Annotated in this window: 14 protein-coding genes and 3 tRNA genes; 10 read left to right on the forward strand and 7 right to left on the reverse strand. The window is 60.0% G+C overall.

All coding sequences use genetic code 11. From position 1 onward, the window contains the following. Window positions 1–297: 297 nt before the first annotated feature. The 5 genes from GC1_RS05965 (at window position 298) to GC1_RS05980 (ending at window position 4,347) form a co-directional block, all read left to right on the forward strand. Window positions 298–1,341, forward strand: a complete 1,044-nt coding sequence (locus GC1_RS05965) for a TRAP transporter substrate-binding protein (protein WP_019295253.1) — start codon at window positions 298–300, stop codon at window positions 1,339–1,341. An 81-nt stretch (window positions 1,342–1,422) separates the two neighbouring features. Then, a complete protein-coding gene (locus tag GC1_RS05970) occupies window positions 1,423–2,004 on the forward strand; it encodes a TRAP transporter small permease (protein ID WP_019295252.1) in 582 nt (193 codons plus the stop codon). Continuing rightward, a complete protein-coding gene (locus tag GC1_RS05975) occupies window positions 2,001–3,506 on the forward strand; it encodes a TRAP transporter large permease (protein ID WP_019295251.1) in 1,506 nt (501 codons plus the stop codon). The genes GC1_RS05970 and GC1_RS05975 overlap by 4 nt, the downstream gene beginning before the upstream one ends. Before the next feature lie 152 nt (window positions 3,507–3,658). After that, entirely contained in the window at window positions 3,659–3,835 is a 177-nt protein-coding gene (locus tag GC1_RS22675) for a hypothetical protein (protein ID WP_019295250.1), read from the forward strand. Between the two features lie 83 nt (window positions 3,836–3,918). Then, window positions 3,919–4,347, forward strand: coding sequence for an acyl-CoA thioesterase (locus GC1_RS05980; protein WP_019295249.1), 429 nt, complete (start codon window positions 3,919–3,921; stop codon window positions 4,345–4,347). A 6-nt stretch (window positions 4,348–4,353) separates the two neighbouring features. Here the strand turns inward: GC1_RS05980 and GC1_RS05985 are convergent, their stop codons facing one another. Together GC1_RS05985 and GC1_RS05990 are read right to left on the reverse strand one after the other, a co-directional pair. Beyond that, the gene (locus GC1_RS05985; RefSeq protein WP_019295248.1) at window positions 4,354–5,556 is read right to left on the reverse strand and encodes a winged helix-turn-helix domain-containing protein; all 1,203 of its coding nucleotides are present in this window, start codon (window positions 5,554–5,556) and stop codon (window positions 4,354–4,356) included. Then, window positions 5,556–6,581: a LacI family DNA-binding transcriptional regulator gene (locus tag GC1_RS05990; RefSeq protein ID WP_019295247.1), complete on the reverse strand. Its 1,026-nt coding sequence runs from the start codon at window positions 6,579–6,581 to the stop codon at window positions 5,556–5,558. The genes GC1_RS05985 and GC1_RS05990 overlap by 1 nt, the downstream gene beginning before the upstream one ends. A 145-nt stretch (window positions 6,582–6,726) precedes the next feature. Here GC1_RS05990 and GC1_RS05995 point away from each other — a divergent pair. Next, a tRNA-Arg gene (locus tag GC1_RS05995) sits at window positions 6,727–6,803 on the forward strand. A 166-nt stretch (window positions 6,804–6,969) separates the two neighbouring features. On the opposite strand, the gene GC1_RS06000 is transcribed toward GC1_RS05995, so the two are convergent. After that, window positions 6,970–7,045, reverse strand: a tRNA-Thr gene (locus GC1_RS06000). A 71-nt stretch (window positions 7,046–7,116) separates the two neighbouring features. Beyond that, on the reverse strand, window positions 7,117–8,124 hold the full coding sequence (locus GC1_RS06005) for a helix-turn-helix domain-containing protein (protein WP_019295246.1): 1,008 nt from the start codon (window positions 8,122–8,124) through the stop codon (window positions 7,117–7,119). Window positions 8,125–8,250: 126 nt separating this feature from the next. On the opposite strand from GC1_RS06005, the gene GC1_RS06010 reads away from it, so the two are divergent. Beyond that, a complete protein-coding gene (locus GC1_RS06010; protein ID WP_019295245.1) occupies window positions 8,251–8,694 on the forward strand; it encodes a cupin domain-containing protein in 444 nt (147 codons plus the stop codon). 11 nt (window positions 8,695–8,705) lie between these two features. Beyond that, on the forward strand, window positions 8,706–10,193 hold the full coding sequence (locus GC1_RS06015) for a flavin-containing monooxygenase (RefSeq protein WP_019295244.1): 1,488 nt from the start codon (window positions 8,706–8,708) through the stop codon (window positions 10,191–10,193). Window positions 10,194–10,288: 95 nt separating this feature from the next. Here GC1_RS06015 and GC1_RS06020 read toward each other — a convergent pair. Then, a tRNA-Leu gene (locus tag GC1_RS06020) sits at window positions 10,289–10,375 on the reverse strand. Between the two features lie 217 nt (window positions 10,376–10,592). On the opposite strand from GC1_RS06020, the gene hemN reads away from it, so the two are divergent. Further along, window positions 10,593–11,948 (forward strand): oxygen-independent coproporphyrinogen III oxidase, encoded by a 1,356-nt coding sequence (hemN, locus tag GC1_RS06025; RefSeq protein ID WP_019295243.1) that lies wholly within the window; start codon window positions 10,593–10,595, stop codon window positions 11,946–11,948. A 323-nt stretch (window positions 11,949–12,271) separates the two neighbouring features. Here the strand turns inward: hemN and GC1_RS06030 are convergent, their stop codons facing one another. Both GC1_RS06030 and nirK read right to left on the reverse strand, forming a co-directional pair. Next, a complete protein-coding gene (locus tag GC1_RS06030) occupies window positions 12,272–13,066 on the reverse strand; it encodes an SUMF1/EgtB/PvdO family nonheme iron enzyme (RefSeq protein WP_019295242.1) in 795 nt (264 codons plus the stop codon). Window positions 13,067–13,141: 75 nt separating this feature from the next. Next, window positions 13,142–14,266 (reverse strand): copper-containing nitrite reductase, encoded by a 1,125-nt coding sequence (gene nirK, locus GC1_RS06035; RefSeq protein ID WP_019295241.1) that lies wholly within the window; start codon window positions 14,264–14,266, stop codon window positions 13,142–13,144. Between the two features lie 296 nt (window positions 14,267–14,562). Between nirK and GC1_RS06040 the strand changes: the two genes are divergently transcribed. Continuing rightward, entirely contained in the window at window positions 14,563–15,399 is an 837-nt protein-coding gene (locus tag GC1_RS06040) for a flagellar motor protein MotB (protein WP_019295240.1), read from the forward strand. Window positions 15,400–15,421: the final 22 nt, after the last annotated feature.

Here is a 15,421-nt window from a genome sequence, read left to right on the forward strand (position 1 = left end):
GTTGCCATGCGGCGGTTTCCATATGTATCAATTTGGATGTGATTTATGGCCGTTTCGTAACGTATTGAATGGTGAATCCCGCTGACAATGGGGCGAGCGGACAGATTTCATGAGTAAAAAATGCATAATCTGCTGTTGATGGTTACAAACGCACCTAATAGCAGGGAAGCAGTCGGTTCGTTAAACGAACCCGAATGAGGGTTCTGACGGCAGAAACGGAAAGAAAATCGCCGGGCGCCGCAGCAATCTTGCGACGGTGGAGGTCCGGTAAATGATTTGGTCAAAGGGAGGACACACATGACCACTCGCAGAAAGCTTTTGGGGGCAGCGGGCGCAGCGGCCCTGGCGGTGTTTGGCGCGATGCCGGCATTTGCCCAGGAAGTGACCTTGAAACTGCACCAGTTCCTGCCGGCGCAGGCAAACGTGCCGAAACTGATCCTGGATGTCTGGGCGGACAATGTCGAGGAAGCCTCGGGCGGGCGGATCAAGATCGACCGCTTCCCTTCGATGCAGCTGGGCGGCAAGCCGCCGGAGCTGATGGATCAGGCCATTGACGGCGTGGCCGACATCGTCTGGACCGTGGTGGGATACACGCCTGGACGCTATCCCTCGACCGAAGTGTTCGAACTGCCGTTCATGATGACCAATGCGCGCGCTGTTTCACATGCCTATTGGGAAATGTTCGACAAGCACATGAAGGACACTGAGTTCAAGGATGTGCACATCCTGGGCACCTGGGTGCATGGCCCCGGCATGATCCACACCTCTGATCCGGTGGAAACGCCCGAAGATCTGGAAGGCATGAAAATCCGCGGCGGCGGCCGCTCGGTCAACGCACTGCTGACCGAACTGGGCGCAACTCCGGTGGGTATGCCGGTTCCGGCGATTCCGGAAGGCCTGTCCAAAGGCGTGATCGACGGCACCACCATTCCGTGGGAAGTGACCGCGGCGCTGAAGGTTCCGGAACTGGTGGAGAACCACACCGAGTTCACTGGCAAAGCCCTTTACACCCTGACCTTTGTTTTGGCGATGAACAAAGATAAGTATAAAAGCCTGCCGGATGATCTGAAGAAGGCCATCGACGACAACTCCGGCCTGGAGTTCTCGGTCTTTGCCGGCGGCACACAGGCGGATTCCGATGGCCCGTCGCGCGAAATGGCGCTGGACTTGGGTAACAACGTGATCACCCTGGACGAAGAGCAGACCGCTATCTGGCGAGAGCGTGCGCAGCCGATTTACGACCAGTGGATCGCTGACATGAAGGAAAAAGGCATCGACGGTGCCGCGCTGATCGAAGAAGCCAGCGGGCTGATCGAGAAATACACGCCGCAGTACCAGTAAGGCGTTTGAATTGATAAAAGTGAAGGGCCGCGCGGCATTGGCACTGCGGCCCTTTGCATACCGGAACAAGGCAACTGAACCATGCACAAGCTCATGATGCGGCTGGCCAAATCAATGGCCTACCTGGGCGGTGCGGTCCTCACTCTTCTAATCATTCTGACATGTGTTTCAATCGCTGGGCGCCTGCTCAACGGTTTCTTCCATGGCGATTTGATGGAGCGGATTGCGCCCGGGTTTTCGAAATGGATGACAGGCTGGGTCGGGCCAGTGAACGGCGACTTTGAGCTGGTCGAGGCAGGGGTGGCCTTTGCAATCTTCGCCTTCCTGCCGTTGTGCCAGATCACTGCTGGTCATGCCTCGGTCGATGTGGTGGCCAATGCGTTTCCGCGCGGTGTCAAACGGTTCCTTCGGATGGTGACCGAAGTTGTTTTTGCTGCTGTTCTGGTGCTGATCGCCTGGCGGTTGGCTGAAGGCCTTGCAGGCAAGTTTTCCAATGGCGAGACCTCCTTCCTGCTCGAGTTCCCGATCTGGTGGGCCTATGCCATCAGCCTGCTTGCAGCGGTCGTAGCCGCCATCGTTGGCATCTATATGGGTGCAATCCGCACCATTGAATTCTTTACCGGCCGGATCCTGATCTGGGACGGCGTGGAGGGTGAACAGTGACAGCTCTTGAAATTGGCATCGCCTCCTTCCCGGTTCTGATGCTTCTGATTTTTTTGCGGGTGCCTATCGGGCTTTCGATGTTTCTTGTTGGCCTCGGCGGACTTATCTGGGTGACAGACGGGACTCAGGTTGCCTTTGGCCGCTTGAAAAGCGAGACCTATACTACCTTTTCCTCCTACTCGCTGACCATCGTGCCGATGTTCCTGCTGATGGGGCATTTCGCAACGCTGGGCGGCATGTCCACCGCGTTGTTCAAGGCGGCCGAAGGGTTCCTGGGCCACCGCAAGGGCGGTGTCGCCATGGCGGCAATTGGTGCTTGCGCAGGTTTTGGTGCAATTTGCGGGTCCTCACTTGCGACAGCTGCCACTATGGGCCGGGTCGCACTGCCGGAACTGAAGCAATACGGCTATGCCGGCGGGTTTTCGACGGCGACACTGGCTGCAGGCGGCACGCTGGGCATTCTAATCCCGCCATCCGTGGTGCTGGTGATCTATGCAATTCTGACTGAGCAAAACATTGCCAAGCTGTTCTTGTCGGCCTTCATCCCCGGCCTGCTGGCAGCGCTTGGCTATGTGATTGCGATTTCCATCTATGTCCGCCTTTTCCCGGAAAGCGCAGGCACCCGCCCGCCAGTTCCCTGGGGCGAGCGCTTTGCCGCGCTGTTCCATGTATGGCCGGTGCTTCTGGTGTTTGGCCTTGTGGTTGGCGGTATCTACCTGGGCTGGTTCACCCCGACGGAAGGTGCAGCGGTAGGGGCGTTTGGCACCGGCCTGATTGCTTGGCTCAATGGCGGTCTGAACCGCGAAACCCTGGCAGATAGTTTCCTAGTGACCGCGCGCTCCACCGCGATGATCTTCTTCATTGTGCTGGGCGCAGGTTTCTACAACGGCTTTCTGGCGCTGACCAAGGTGCCTCAGGAACTGGCCGACTTCGTGGTAAGTCAGGGCCTTAGCCCCTGGATGGTGCTGACGCTGATCCTCGCCTTCTACTTGGTGTTTGGCTGCCTGATGGATTCGCTGTCGATGATCCTGCTGACTATCCCGATCTTCTTCCCGGTGATTTCCGCGATGGACTTTGGCCTGCTGTCGCTGCCCGCGATGCAGGCGGATGCAGCCATGGAGGTCCTGAGGGCGGGAGTTCCTGAAGGGATGGGGGCTGAGATGCTGGCCTCTATACAGGATGCCATCGCCACTGGTGCCGAACTGACCCGCGAGCAGATGAAGGAACTGGGCATCCGCGTCACAGAAGGCCGGGTAAACCGGATCGAGGCGGAGTATGTCGCCATCTGGTTTGGCGTGCTGGTGCTGATCGTTGTTGAAGTGGGCCTGATCACTCCGCCAGTTGGTATGAACCTGTTCATCATCAACGCGATGGACCGCAAGACCCGGATGATCGACACCTACAAGGCGGTGATGTTCTTCGTCGCTTCCGACATCATCCGGGTGATCATCCTGGTGGCGTTCCCGGTGATTACTCTGCTGCCGCTGATGCTTATGCAGTAAACATAACGGCCCCTTTCCGGTTGTCCGGGGAGGGGCGTGCCAAAGCTTGTGCAGGAAATGGAAATATTATGTGACGCAGGTTTGGATTGACCTGAATCACGTTTCCGGGTTCCGCTTGCGGGAATATGATGCACCAGATGGGGAGACCCGCCATGCAAATCAGCAGAAGCAAAGCCGCCGCGCCGAAGGTTCAGGCGCTGGCAACGGAAGTTTCCGCGCTGCAGGGACCTTGTGTCGGCTGCACCAATTGTGTCGGGCTGTGTGACGCGCTGATAGATGCGCTAGTGCTGCCGGATCTGATTCTGTCCCGGAAGCGCGGCAGTTCGTAAGGCGGACTTGCCTGCCATTGCGGTTTGATACCTCGGACAGGCGCCGGTAGGGTGCTCCTGCAGAGGTATGCGAGGCAGTGAAAATGGCAGAGCAGGACACATTCACCCATGAAATCCGCGTGGGCTGGGGCGATTGCGACCCGGCACGGATTGCCTATACCGGGCGGCTGCCGGCCTTTGCGCTGGAGGCAATCGACGCCTGGTGGGAGCATCACCTGGACGGCGATGGCTGGTATCAGATGGAGCTGGACCGCGGCACCGGCACTCCCTTTGTGCACATGAGCATTGACTTCCGCTCGCCGGTCACCCCGCGGCACCGGTTGCTGTGCGAGGTTTGGCCCTCGGCGCTGGGCAGCAAGTCGGTCACCTTCAGGGTGAACGCACGGCAGGCCGGTACCCTGTGTTTCGAGGGTAAGTTTGTCTGCGTCTTCATTGCTCCGGAAACCTTTACTGCAAGGCCCGCGCCGGACGATTACCGTCGGGTGATCGAGGCGCAGCTGAGGCCGGAGTGAAGCGAATCATCGCAGCCAGCCGTCAGCAAAAAACACGCCGCCAACGCCTGCAAACCTCGCCACCCTGACCAGCTCAGCCTCCAGCCGTTTGGTGCGGGCTGCTGACCACTTAATATCCTGCTCCGGCCAGACTGCAGTAACGCGCAGGAGATCCGCGTCGCGGTCCGCCTTCATGTCAATGCGGCCTACCAGCCGCGTGCCTTCCATCAGCGGAAAGACGTAGTATCCGTATTGCCGTTTGGGAGCGGGGGTGAAGACCTCGATCCGGTAGTGGAACCCGAATAGCCTTTCCGCCCGCTTGCGGTCACGCAGGGCAGGGTCGAAGGGGCTGAGCACGCGTATCCGTCCTGGCGCAGGTCCTAGTTCCGCTGCAGTGTCAACTGTCCCTGGACGGGCGAACACCTTGCGCAGCTTGCCATCCGCCTGTTCGAATTCGATTTCTTCCAGATCACCGAGCCGCATCTGCCCGGCGCACCAGGCCTTGGCTTCTGTTGGTGAGGCCGTGTCCCAGAAAGCGGCGATTTCTCCAGACGTGGCAAAGCCCAACCTGTCCAGCGCGGCGGAACACAGCCAATTGAGAGATGCAGCTTCATCGTAGGAGGAACTGGAGCGCAGATGTTCCTCTATCACCCGGTCCGTCAGATCATAGCGTTTCTGAAATCCTTCGCGCCCGATCACAGTCAGCGCGCCGGAGCGCCATAGGTATTCCAGTGCGGTCTTGGACGGGTGCCAGTCCCACCAGCCGCCAGAGCCTTTCTTCTCATCCTTGCCGACATCGGAGGAGCTGACCGGCCCGTGATCGCGGACATGTTTTAGTACGGCTTCGAACCGCGCCTCGAACCCGTCCCGGCGCCAATTGCGCCAGCGTTTGCGCAGCAGGTCCTTGTCGCGCTCAAAACGCAGGTGCCAGTGCGGATAAAATGCCATCGGAATAACGGCGGCATCATGGGTCCAGTGTTCAAACAGCTCCCGGTCGCGCTCGTAAAGCTGTTTGAGGTTTTGCGCCCTGTAGCCTGGCCGACGCGAGAACAGGATCACATCATGGGCTCGCGCCACGGTGTTGATGCTGTCAAGCTGCACAAATCCAAGTCGTTGGATCAGCGCTAGAAGATCGCTACCCTTGGCAGGGCCTGCGGGCTTCTCCAGCAGGGCGTGGCGGTTCAGGAACAACCGCCGCGCCTTTTGATTGCCAAGCCGCTGAAGCGCCATCAGCGCCGTTTCAGAGTATCGCCATAGGAAATGGTCGGGGTCAGCGTGACATGTTTTTCGATCTCAGTGTCCGGATCTTCCAACTGGGCCGCGATAATCTCTGCAGCTTTGCGTCCGATTTCCAGCCGGCACGCGTCCATAGTAGCGAGCTGCCGGGGCAAACCCTGCAACAGTTCTACACCATTGAAGCCGGCCAAACCAATCTGGCCGGGAACGCTGATGCCCTGCTCCTGAAGGTACAGCAAGCCGCCTGCGCCGATCATATCATTGGAGTAATAGAGAAAATCCAGCTCAGGGGAACGATCCAGCATGACCTGGGTCATCTCACGCCCCTTGGCAAGCGCCGAGCCGCCGGAATAAAACTCCCGGTCCTCGATCTCCACACCTTCTTTGGCCAGCACCTCGGTGAAACCCTCGAAGCGTTTGCGCGCGCGGTGGTCCAGCGGCATCTTGGTGCCCATGAAGCCGATGTGTCGGTACCCGGCCTTGAGGATAGCCTTGGCCATTTCGCGGCCAGCGCGGCGGTGGGAGATACCGACCATAGCGTCCACCGGCTTGCCATCAGTATCCATGATCTCCACCACCGGTATCCCGGCGCTGCTCAGCATGGCGCGGGCGGCGTCCGTATGTTCCAGGCCTGCGATGATTACTCCCGAAGGGCGCCAGGAGAGCATCTCGTAGAGGACTTTTTCCTCCTTCTCAGGCTGATAGTCAGTCACGCCGACGACGGGCTGAAGCTCAGTGTTTTCCAGCACCTTGTTGATGCCGGTCAGCACCTCGGGGAACACCATGTTCGAAAGCGAGGGAATGATCACTGCCACCAGGTTCACCCGGTTCGAGGCCAGCGCGCCGGCAATCTTGTTGGGAACATAGCCCAGTTCCTTGGCGGCAGTCAGCACCTTGGTGCGGGTCTTCTCCGAGACGTCGCCGCGGTTGCGCAGAACCCGGCTCACAGTCATTTCGGAAACACCGGTTGCTTCGGATACATCGCGAAGGGTGAGCGGGCGCTTGCTGTCCGTGGTCACGTTCCTGAGCCTCTTGTTTTGTCTGCCCCTAAAGTTAGCGCAGACATGACTTGCTGCACAATGGAAACTGCGCGCGGCAAATCGGCTTTGGCCTGTCCCCATCCCATTGTGATCGCAGGTGGGATTTGCTATCGCGGAAAGACACGGCCCCGTGGCTCAACTGGATAGAGCAGCCCCCTCCTAAGGGGCAGGTTGCAGGTTCGAATCCTGCCGGGGTCGCCAGAGTTCTGGCGAGGAAACAGGCTGCGCGTTCCGTTTTTTCGTACTTTATCGGATCATTTTTGCGCTGGCTGGATCGTGCGAGGCAGGAGGGCATGGATGCTAGTTAAGGGGATGCTATCCGGCCGCATCCGGATAGATTTTTACTAGGCATATTTGTGGTATACGGTGGTGCCGCTGAAGGGACTCGAACCCCCGACCCCATCATTACGAATGACGTGCTCTACCAGCTGAGCTACAGCGGCACCGGCCTTGCGCTCGAAGCGTGGCAAGTGATGCTCATTTAAACTTTGCGCATTTGCCGCGCAAGTGTGGATCACACCGAAAAAACTGGAAGGCCCGTCGTGGCGCTGGGCAGCTCACCAAAGCGGGCGCGGTAAAGCTGGGAAAACCGGCCAAGGTGGGAGAACCCGCAGTCATAGGCAATGCTGCAGACCGGTGTTTGCGGGCTCCGCGACAGCATTAGGTAGCGTGCCAGGTCGAGCCGCAAGTCGCGCACGTATTCCATCGGTGTAAGGCCAAAATGCTTGCGGAACCCGGCCTGCAGTGACCGGATGCTGCAGTCTGCGGCAGCAGCTATGGCCGGGACGGAAAGCGGCTCGCCGATATTGGCGTGGATGTAATCGCGGGCGCGCCGGATCTGGCTGCTGCTCCCGGATGAGCGGGATGCCAGCAGGTGGCGAATATTGCTTTGCTGATGGGTTAACAGGCCAAGGATCAGCTGCTCTTCGATCACTTGCTGCTGTATTGCGCTCCAGCTGCCAAAGCCGGCCTGGTTTTCCGTGGCGTTGACACAGGCTGCGAACTGGCGTGCCCAGCCCTGCAAGGCGCCGCCGGACACGGGGAGCGCGGTGTCAAAGACAACAGCCTCGCGCAGGGACAAGCCGGCAGCCTGTTCGGCAAGTGAATGCAGGTCGCTCCGCCTGATTTGCAGCAGCAGCATCCGGCAATCGGCGTGCCACGTCATCCGGGAATCCCGGGTCGGGTTGAGCACGGTGGCGGTGTGGCGGTCAGATGCCACCGGTGTGGAGCCATTGGCCACCAGAGCCCGGCCGCTGAGCGGCATCTGCACCAGGTAAAAATCCTGCAACTCGCCCGGGTCGATCTGCACCGTGGATCCGTAGCTGAGGTAATTGAGTGACAGGGCCTGACCGCGCACATAGTTGTGGCGGGCACCGGTTCCTCGGGAAGGGCCTGCTGGCTGCAGACTGTGGTCGCAGAACTTTTGCGCCACCAGCGTGCGCACTTCGTCGATGTCGCGGCTGTGGAACTGCCGCCATGCGCGCAGCGGCTCGCGTGCTCCTGAAGACTGCGGTGCTGTCATTTCCGCAGCCTAGCACGGTTTGCAACTCAGGCAATCACGCCGAGCTGCGCTTATTTGCGCATTTTGGATAATCCTTTTCCAGCACTGCCCATAGGCTTTGGGGACGAACTGATAAGGGAGGAACAAATGGCTCTGGATCAGGGAATCACCAAGGCCGCCGACGGATTGGGCGGTACGTCCTGGAATGTGGTTGGTCACACCTATACGCCCAAGCTGCACAGTGAGAACGCCTTTATCTGGCACGCAGTAATTCCAGACGGCACCTTCGTGCCGCCGCATGTGCATCCAACACAGGATGAATGGATAACCATGCTGGAGGGCACGCTGGACGTGGAATTTGGCGGCGATGTTTACCAGGCGGGGCCGGGTGACACCGTGCGGATGCCGATGGGCGTTGCGCATGGGATCTTCAACCGCTCCGGCATTACTGCGTCCTGTGTTTTCGGCGTAGCGCCTTCACGCAAGCTATATGACCTCTTCTGCGCCCTGGACGGCGTGACCGACCCGGAAGAACTGGTGCGATTGTCGGCTCTGCATGAGGTCGACTTCCTGCCGCCGCCGGCGGAATAAGGGAGGCGGACATGGTGAAGCAAAAAACGATCGCCGTGATCGGCGGCGGGGTAAGCGGGCTGGCCGCGGCCAAGGCCTTTGCGGAAAAGGGGCATCAGGTTCTGGGGTTTGAGCGCAGTCACGACTTGGGCGGGGTGTGGGAGCCTTCGCGATCCTACCCAGGGGTGCAAACGCAATCGCCCAAGGACCTGTATTGCTATACTGACCATCCGATGCCGGAGGAGTATCCGGAATGGCCCAAGGGGCCGCAGGTGCATGCCTATCTGCATTCCTATGCGGACAAGCACGATCTGCACCGCCTGTTCCAGCTGAACACCAACGTGCTGGAGATGGACCGGCGCCCGGACGGTCAGCCGGGCTGGCGGCTGGTGATCGAGACAGGCGGCGAGACCCGGGTGCAGGACGTCGATTTCGCGGTGATCTGCACCGGGCAGTTTTCCGAGAAGAACATCCTGACCCATCCTGGGCAGGAGGCCTTCACCGCGCAGGGCGGGGAGGTGATGCACTCCTCGGAGTACCTGGATCCCGAACACGCGCGCGGCAAGCGGGTGGTGGTGCTGGGCGGCTCCAAATCCGCGACCGACGTGGCGGTGAATGCGGCGCAGAACGGCGCCAGGCAGGTGCATCTGGTCTACCGGCAGAATGTCTGGCGGGTGCCGTATTTCGTCGGCGGCATTAACTTCAAGAAGCTGCTCTATATGCGGGCGCAAGAAGTGCAGTTCAACGGCTGGGGGCGCAGCTGGCTGCATAAGGCATTTTACGGGCTTGCCAAGCCGCTGATATGGGCGAACTTCCGTGGGTTAGAGACGCTATTGAAGCTGCAGCTGGGCTTGAAAAAATGGGATATGGTGCCGGATATTCCGATTGAAAAGGATGTCTCGTGTTCGGTGCCGATCGTGACGCCCGGCCTGTTCGAGGGTTTCAAGGACGGCTCGATCCTCCCGCACCGCACTACCTTCTCGCGGTATGAACGCGATGAAATCGTGCTGGAAAATGGCGTGCGAATCGGCGCGGACTTGGTGATTTCTGCCGTCGGCTGGAAGCTAGGTATTCCCTATCTGGCGCAGCAGCACCTAGATAAGCTGATCGAGGCGGACGGCCAGTACCGGACCTACCGGCTGGCGGTGAACCCGGATCTGCCGGAAATGGGTTTTGTCGGGTTTAACTCCAGCTTCTGCACGATTCTGTCTGCAGAGATGGTGGCGAACTGGCTGGTGCGTTATGCCGACGGCAAGCTGGCACGGCAGCCGTCGCGGGCAGACATGGAGGAAAACATCCAGATGATGCTCGAATGGCGCCGTAAGGAGCGCCCGGCGGCGCAGATCTATGGAGGGCTGTGCTCGGCCCCGTTCCATTTCAAGCATTTCGACGAGCTGCTGATGGATATGGGCGCGACGCAATGGAAACGGTCGAATCCGCTGGCCGAGCAATTTGCGCCGCCTGACGCCAGCGCCTATGGCCGCTTTCTGGCGACGGCGCCGCAATATCAGGCGGCCTGAGGCCCGCCCCTGTGCCTGCCGGAAACGGCGGGCGCACATGCTTTAGCGGTCACGCAGTTACTGCTGCGATGCGCTGCTATTCGAGTGAGGGGGGATGGTGCCCAGGAGAGGACTCGAACCTCCACGTCCATACGGACACTAGCACCTGAAGCTAGCGCGTCTACCAATTCCGCCACCTGGGCAGGTGTCGTGAGGAGGGCGTATAAGCGGAGTCGCGGGCAGCGTCAAACGGAAATTCTGCCTCTTGGGAAATTTTTCCGGAAAACGCGAAGAGTTCCGTTTTCCCATTTAAATCCAGTGCATTGGAGAACTCAGCCGGAATTTCTCCGATCCGTATTTCCGTGTGCCGGTTTGATCCTGCGCAAAGTGGCGGATCTGCAAAAGAGGCATAGGAAAGTCATGAAACAGATTGACCGCCTCCAAGCCCTTGGGCTGTTCGACAGCCGGGTGCCCCGCTACACATCATACCCGACCGCGCCGGTGTTTTCTGCAGCCGTTGGTGCTGCGGAGCAGGCCCTCGAACTGCAGGCATTGAATCCAGATGTGCCGGTCTCGGTCTATTTGCATATCCCGTTCTGCGAGCGGTTGTGCTGGTTCTGCGCCTGCCGCACTCAAGGCACCCAGACGCTGAGCCCGGTCGAGAGCTACATCGGTACGCTGGAACAGGAGCTAAAACTGGTAGCCCCGTTTTTGCCTAAGGGGCTTCGAATGGGGCGGATGCATTGGGGGGGTGGGACACCGACCATTTTGCCGCCCCACCTGATCCACCGGCTGGCGCAGGCGGTGAAGGCGGTTTTTCCGCATACTGAGGATTGGGAATTCTCTGTTGAGATTGACCCCACCATGGTGGACCGCGACAAAATTGAAGCGCTGGCCGCGGAAGGCATGAACCGCGCCAGTATCGGCATCCAGGACTTCGACCCGCTGGTGCAGCAGGCAATCGGCCGGGCGCAGCCGTTCGAGGTGACCAAGGCCTGTGTCGAAGATCTGCGCGCGGCAGGGATCAATTCGCTGAACGCTGATCTGGTCTATGGGCTGCCGCATCAGACGCAGGCGCGGATGGCGGATACGGTGGAGAAGGTGCTGAGCCTCAGCCCTGACCGGCTGGCGCTGTTCGGCTATGCGCACGTGCCTTGGGTGGCCAAACGGCAGAAGCTGATCAAGGAGGAGACGCTGCCCGACGATCTGGCGCGCTATCATCTGGCCGGGATGGCAGCGGAGAAATTTGCTGAGGCCGGGTTTGCGGCAATCGGCATCGACCATTTCGCCAAACCTGGCGACGGGCTGGAGGTTGCGGCCCGCACCGGCCACCTGCGCCGGAACTTCCAGGGCTATACGGACGATACCTGCCCGACGCTGATCGGGTTCGGTGCGTCCTCGATCTCCCGTTTTGCCGGCGGCTTCATCCAAAATGCAGCGGCGACGCCTGCTTATGTGCAGCGGGTCGAGGCCGGGCTTCTGACCGGCGCGCGCGGCCATGTGATGAGCCAGGACGACCTGCTTCGGGGCCGTGCCATCGAGATGCTGATGTGCGAGTTCCGGCTGGACCGGGTAGAGCTGCGGCAGCGGTTCGGAGATCTGGCGGGAAGTCTCGATGCGGATCTGGCTCAGGTTGCAGCCCGGTTTGGTGATCTGGTGAACCTGGATGAGGACGCGCTGGAGATCGTTCCCGAGGGCCGCCCGCTGACCCGGATTATTGCCAGCAGCTTCGATGCCCATGTGCCCGAAGGCGTGCGTTACAGCAGGGCCTCCTAATCTGAAGGCGAGCCGCTCCCGCCTGTTCCTGGGCCTCTTGCCGGAGGCTCTTCGAAGTTGGGCTTAGCGCTGCGCTGGCGCACAGCTCGGACAGGCATGGAGCTTTTTAGCGCAGGGCTGAGAGTATGGCTTGCAGCCCGGCGAAGGTGCCAATTGCACTAGGGAGTGGGGCTGCATCACGGTAAGAACGGCTGGTCACGGCAGACCCGGTTCTATGAGATATTCGTTAGAAGGCGCAGCGCAGCTGCAAGGCCCAAGGTTGCCAAGGGGGCGGGCGCAGCCGGTGCACCTGCTGGCGGGGGAGATCTCCGGCAGCGTTGATGTCAGCCGTCTTTCACCAGCCGGAACCCCAGATAATCCGGTGGCAGGCCAACCGCGCAGCCGCCGACGCTGGCGTCCCGGATGAAGTCGATAACCACCGCCCGGTGGCGGCCGCCGGTGATGCGGGCGCTGCAATAAGGATCGCCAAGCACTAGGCTGCCATCCTTGTTCACTTCGCCATTTTGCATGCAGCCGTCCGTCCATTCCCAGATGTTGCCGCCAAGACCAGTGAGGCCGTTGCTATTGGCACCGGGTTCGCTTTTCGGATCCTGCGCAGGCCCTGGCAGTCCGCGCAGGGTCACGCCGCGCGCATATTGGCGCAGCCAGCGCTGGGCGGGGTCTCCGTTTTCTGTTTCAACAGCTTCATCACCAAAAATTTCGGCTGAGGCGAGTTGCCATTCGGCCTCGTCCGGCAGACGCCAGCGCTGGCCGGTCTGCTTTGAATACCACTGGGCATAGGCGGTTGCGTCGTGCCAGCTGACGTGTGTCTGCGCCTGTCCGCCGTCCGCCGGTGCTCTGTCTGCCTTCTTGCAGGCGCCCGCAGTCACGCAAGCGGCGTATTCACTGCCGGAGACCTGGTCTTTCATGATCTCAAAAGCCGCCACCTGGCGCTGCTGTTCCGGTGGCACCACACTTTTGCCGTTTCTGTGAAAGTTCCCGATTGGACGGTAGGCGATTGTGTCTGCCTCGATGAACACAGTTTCGGCCAGCGGGGCTGGATCCTTGACCGTCGAAAACCAAAGGCCCGGAACGCCAATGGCGGCGGCCAATCCGGCGGCAATCAGCTCAAATTTCATGTCAGCGTCCCTTCAAGCAAAAACGGGCGGCCGCATTGCGCAGCCGCCCGGTCCAGTTTCACGTCCAGCCTAAATTTAGGAGCCGGAGTATTCGGTCGGGGCGACCACCTGTTCCATAAGGTCGTTGTTCCATTCGCCTTCGACCACCACATGTGCGGTTGCGCCAAGGTTTACCGCCTCGATCAGGTTGTGGTTCACATAGGCGTAGACACCCGGTTGCAGGAACTCGTAGAGCGCTGCCCCGGCAGAGCCGCCGCGGATGAACCAAGTTTCCAGATCGCGGTCCGGCACGTTGTTGAATTTGCCGGCTTCCCAGACGAGGTCGCCGTGTCCGCCGATCAGGTGCGGACGGCTGTCGCGGTTGGCCTGGCTGTGCACAAACAGCACTTTCTCGCCTTGCTTTGCCTTCATGGCGTTTTCACCGGTCAGCGCGCCCACTGCGCCGTTGAAGACCACATGGCTGGGGATCAGCCCGTTCATGACTTCCAATGTATCCGGATAGCTTTCTCCGACGTCCTCATAGCGGATGTAGTCGCCGTTTTCGTCCTTTGGAATGTAGAACTCGTTTTCGCCGATGTAGTAGACGCGGTCGTATTTCACCGGATCGCCATTGTGGTCCGACAGCCCTTCGCGCGGCAGCACCATGATGGTGCCCGCCATGCCGGAGGCGACGTGCCACGGGATCATGGGGCCGCCCGGGGCGCAGTGGTAGACAAAGGTGCCTGGGCGGGTGGCCTTGAAGCGCAGCACGGTTTTTTCGCCCGGGTTCACCAAGGTCAGTGCGCCGCCGCCCAGGGCACCGGTTGCAGCGTGGAAGTCGATATTGTGCTGCAGCATGTTTTCCGGCGGGTTGATCAGCGTCAGTTCGACATAGTCGCCCTCATGCACCACCATCATCGGACCCGGGATGGAGCCGTCAAAGGTCATGCCCTGCAAGTAGGCGCCCTGGTCGACCTCGATCTCTTTTTCGACGATTTTCATCTCGAATTCGACGATCCGGGGTTCGCCCGGTGCAACCTGCTCGTGCTCATGAACGAAGGGCGGTGCGACCAGCTCGCGCTTGATACGCTGCAGGCTGGACAGGTCCACAGGCGCGGCGGCCTCGTGAACTGTTGTGCTTTCGGCCTTGGCGGCTTTGGCAAGTACAGGCAGCGCTGCTACGCCGGCTGCCCCCATCAGTGCGGCTCTGCGGGTCAGCATGATATTCTCCTTTCGGTGTCTCATATGCTGTGCTGCCCGGACTTTAGACCCGCGGCCGCTGGCGGATATTGCTCTTGATCAACCTTCAATAAGGTTTCTCGATGTCGAGATAAGGGGCTTTTAAGATGCAGGTTTTAACACTGCTGCGGGGATTTCCAGACATTGCTGGCAAGCGCATGAAATCCGGGTGAAGGCGCACGTACTCCGCAGGGGAACTGCCGGCAAATTTAACTGTTAAGGTCAGTTTAACGCGCCGCCTGCTATTCCGGGGATGGGTGAAAATAGTGGTGGTGGACATGAGCGCACAGAGCAATGTGGCGCCCATTATCATCAAGAGGAAAAAAGTCAGTGGTGGCGATGGCCATCACGGCGGCGCATGGAAGGTGGCCTATGCCGACTTCGTGACCGCGATGATGGCCTTCTTTATGCTGATGTGGCTGCTGAACGCGACGACAGAGAAACAACGCAAAGGGCTGGCGGATTATTTCTCGCCGTCGATTCCGCTGAGCCGGATTTCAGGCGGCGGCAATGGTGCCTTCCAGGGGGACAGCATGTTCACCGAGGATATCCAGCCGAAATCCGGCACTGGGGCAACGGACATCAATCCGGCAGACGCCCAAAAAGCACAGGGCGATACCGGAGTTGAATCCGACTATAAGCGGGAGCAGGACGACGACAAGTTCCGCGCGATAGAGGAACAGCTTTCCGGCCGCGGCGGTGAAAGCATGGTGTCGACTGCGATGGCCCGCCACATTGTCACCCGCGTCACCGACGAAGGGCTGATCATTGAGCTGTTCGCCGCAGAAAATGCACCGCTGTTCGAAGAAGGCCAGGCTGTTCCCACTGCCTTGTTCCGCGATCTGGTCAGAATGATTGCGCGTGTATCCGAAGGTGTGACCAACAATATCGCTGTTGGCGGCCACATCCGTTCGCATCCGGTGGTTCTGGCAAAGAACCCGGTCTGGGAATTGTCCCATGACCGGGCTGATGAGACCCGTCAGCTTCTCGAATCGGGTGGGCTGGCGGCGGCACGTATTGACCGGGTGACTGGCCATGCCGACCGTAAGCTGGCCGTCAGAAACCCGATGGCGGCACGTAACGACCGGATAGAAATCATCCTTTTACGCGAATAAACCGCTGAAAACAGGGGAACCG

The sequence above is a fragment of the Leisingera sp. ANG1 genome (assembly GCF_000203975.2).
Lineage (GTDB): Bacteria > Pseudomonadota > Alphaproteobacteria > Rhodobacterales > Rhodobacteraceae > Leisingera.

Coding starts and splice junctions, on each gene's coding strand:
- hemN (WP_019295243.1), top strand. CDS start 10,593: ATGAAACAGATTGACCGCCTCCAAGCCCTTGGGCTGTTCGACAGCCGG.
- GC1_RS05970 (WP_019295252.1), top strand. CDS start 1,423: ATGCACAAGCTCATGATGCGGCTGGCCAAATCAATGGCCTACCTGGGC.
- GC1_RS22675 (WP_019295250.1), top strand. CDS start 3,659: ATGCAAATCAGCAGAAGCAAAGCCGCCGCGCCGAAGGTTCAGGCGCTG.
- GC1_RS06040 (WP_019295240.1), top strand. CDS start 14,563: ATGAGCGCACAGAGCAATGTGGCGCCCATTATCATCAAGAGGAAAAAA.
- GC1_RS05965 (WP_019295253.1), top strand. CDS start 298: ATGACCACTCGCAGAAAGCTTTTGGGGGCAGCGGGCGCAGCGGCCCTG.
- nirK (WP_019295241.1), bottom strand. CDS start 14,266: ATGCTGACCCGCAGAGCCGCACTGATGGGGGCAGCCGGCGTAGCAGCG.
- GC1_RS05980 (WP_019295249.1), top strand. CDS start 3,919: ATGGCAGAGCAGGACACATTCACCCATGAAATCCGCGTGGGCTGGGGC.
- GC1_RS06030 (WP_019295242.1), bottom strand. CDS start 13,066: ATGAAATTTGAGCTGATTGCCGCCGGATTGGCCGCCGCCATTGGCGTT.
- GC1_RS05985 (WP_019295248.1), bottom strand. CDS start 5,556: ATGGCGCTTCAGCGGCTTGGCAATCAAAAGGCGCGGCGGTTGTTCCTG.
- GC1_RS06015 (WP_019295244.1), top strand. CDS start 8,706: ATGGTGAAGCAAAAAACGATCGCCGTGATCGGCGGCGGGGTAAGCGGG.
- GC1_RS06005 (WP_019295246.1), bottom strand. CDS start 8,124: ATGACAGCACCGCAGTCTTCAGGAGCACGCGAGCCGCTGCGCGCATGG.
- GC1_RS06010 (WP_019295245.1), top strand. CDS start 8,251: ATGGCTCTGGATCAGGGAATCACCAAGGCCGCCGACGGATTGGGCGGT.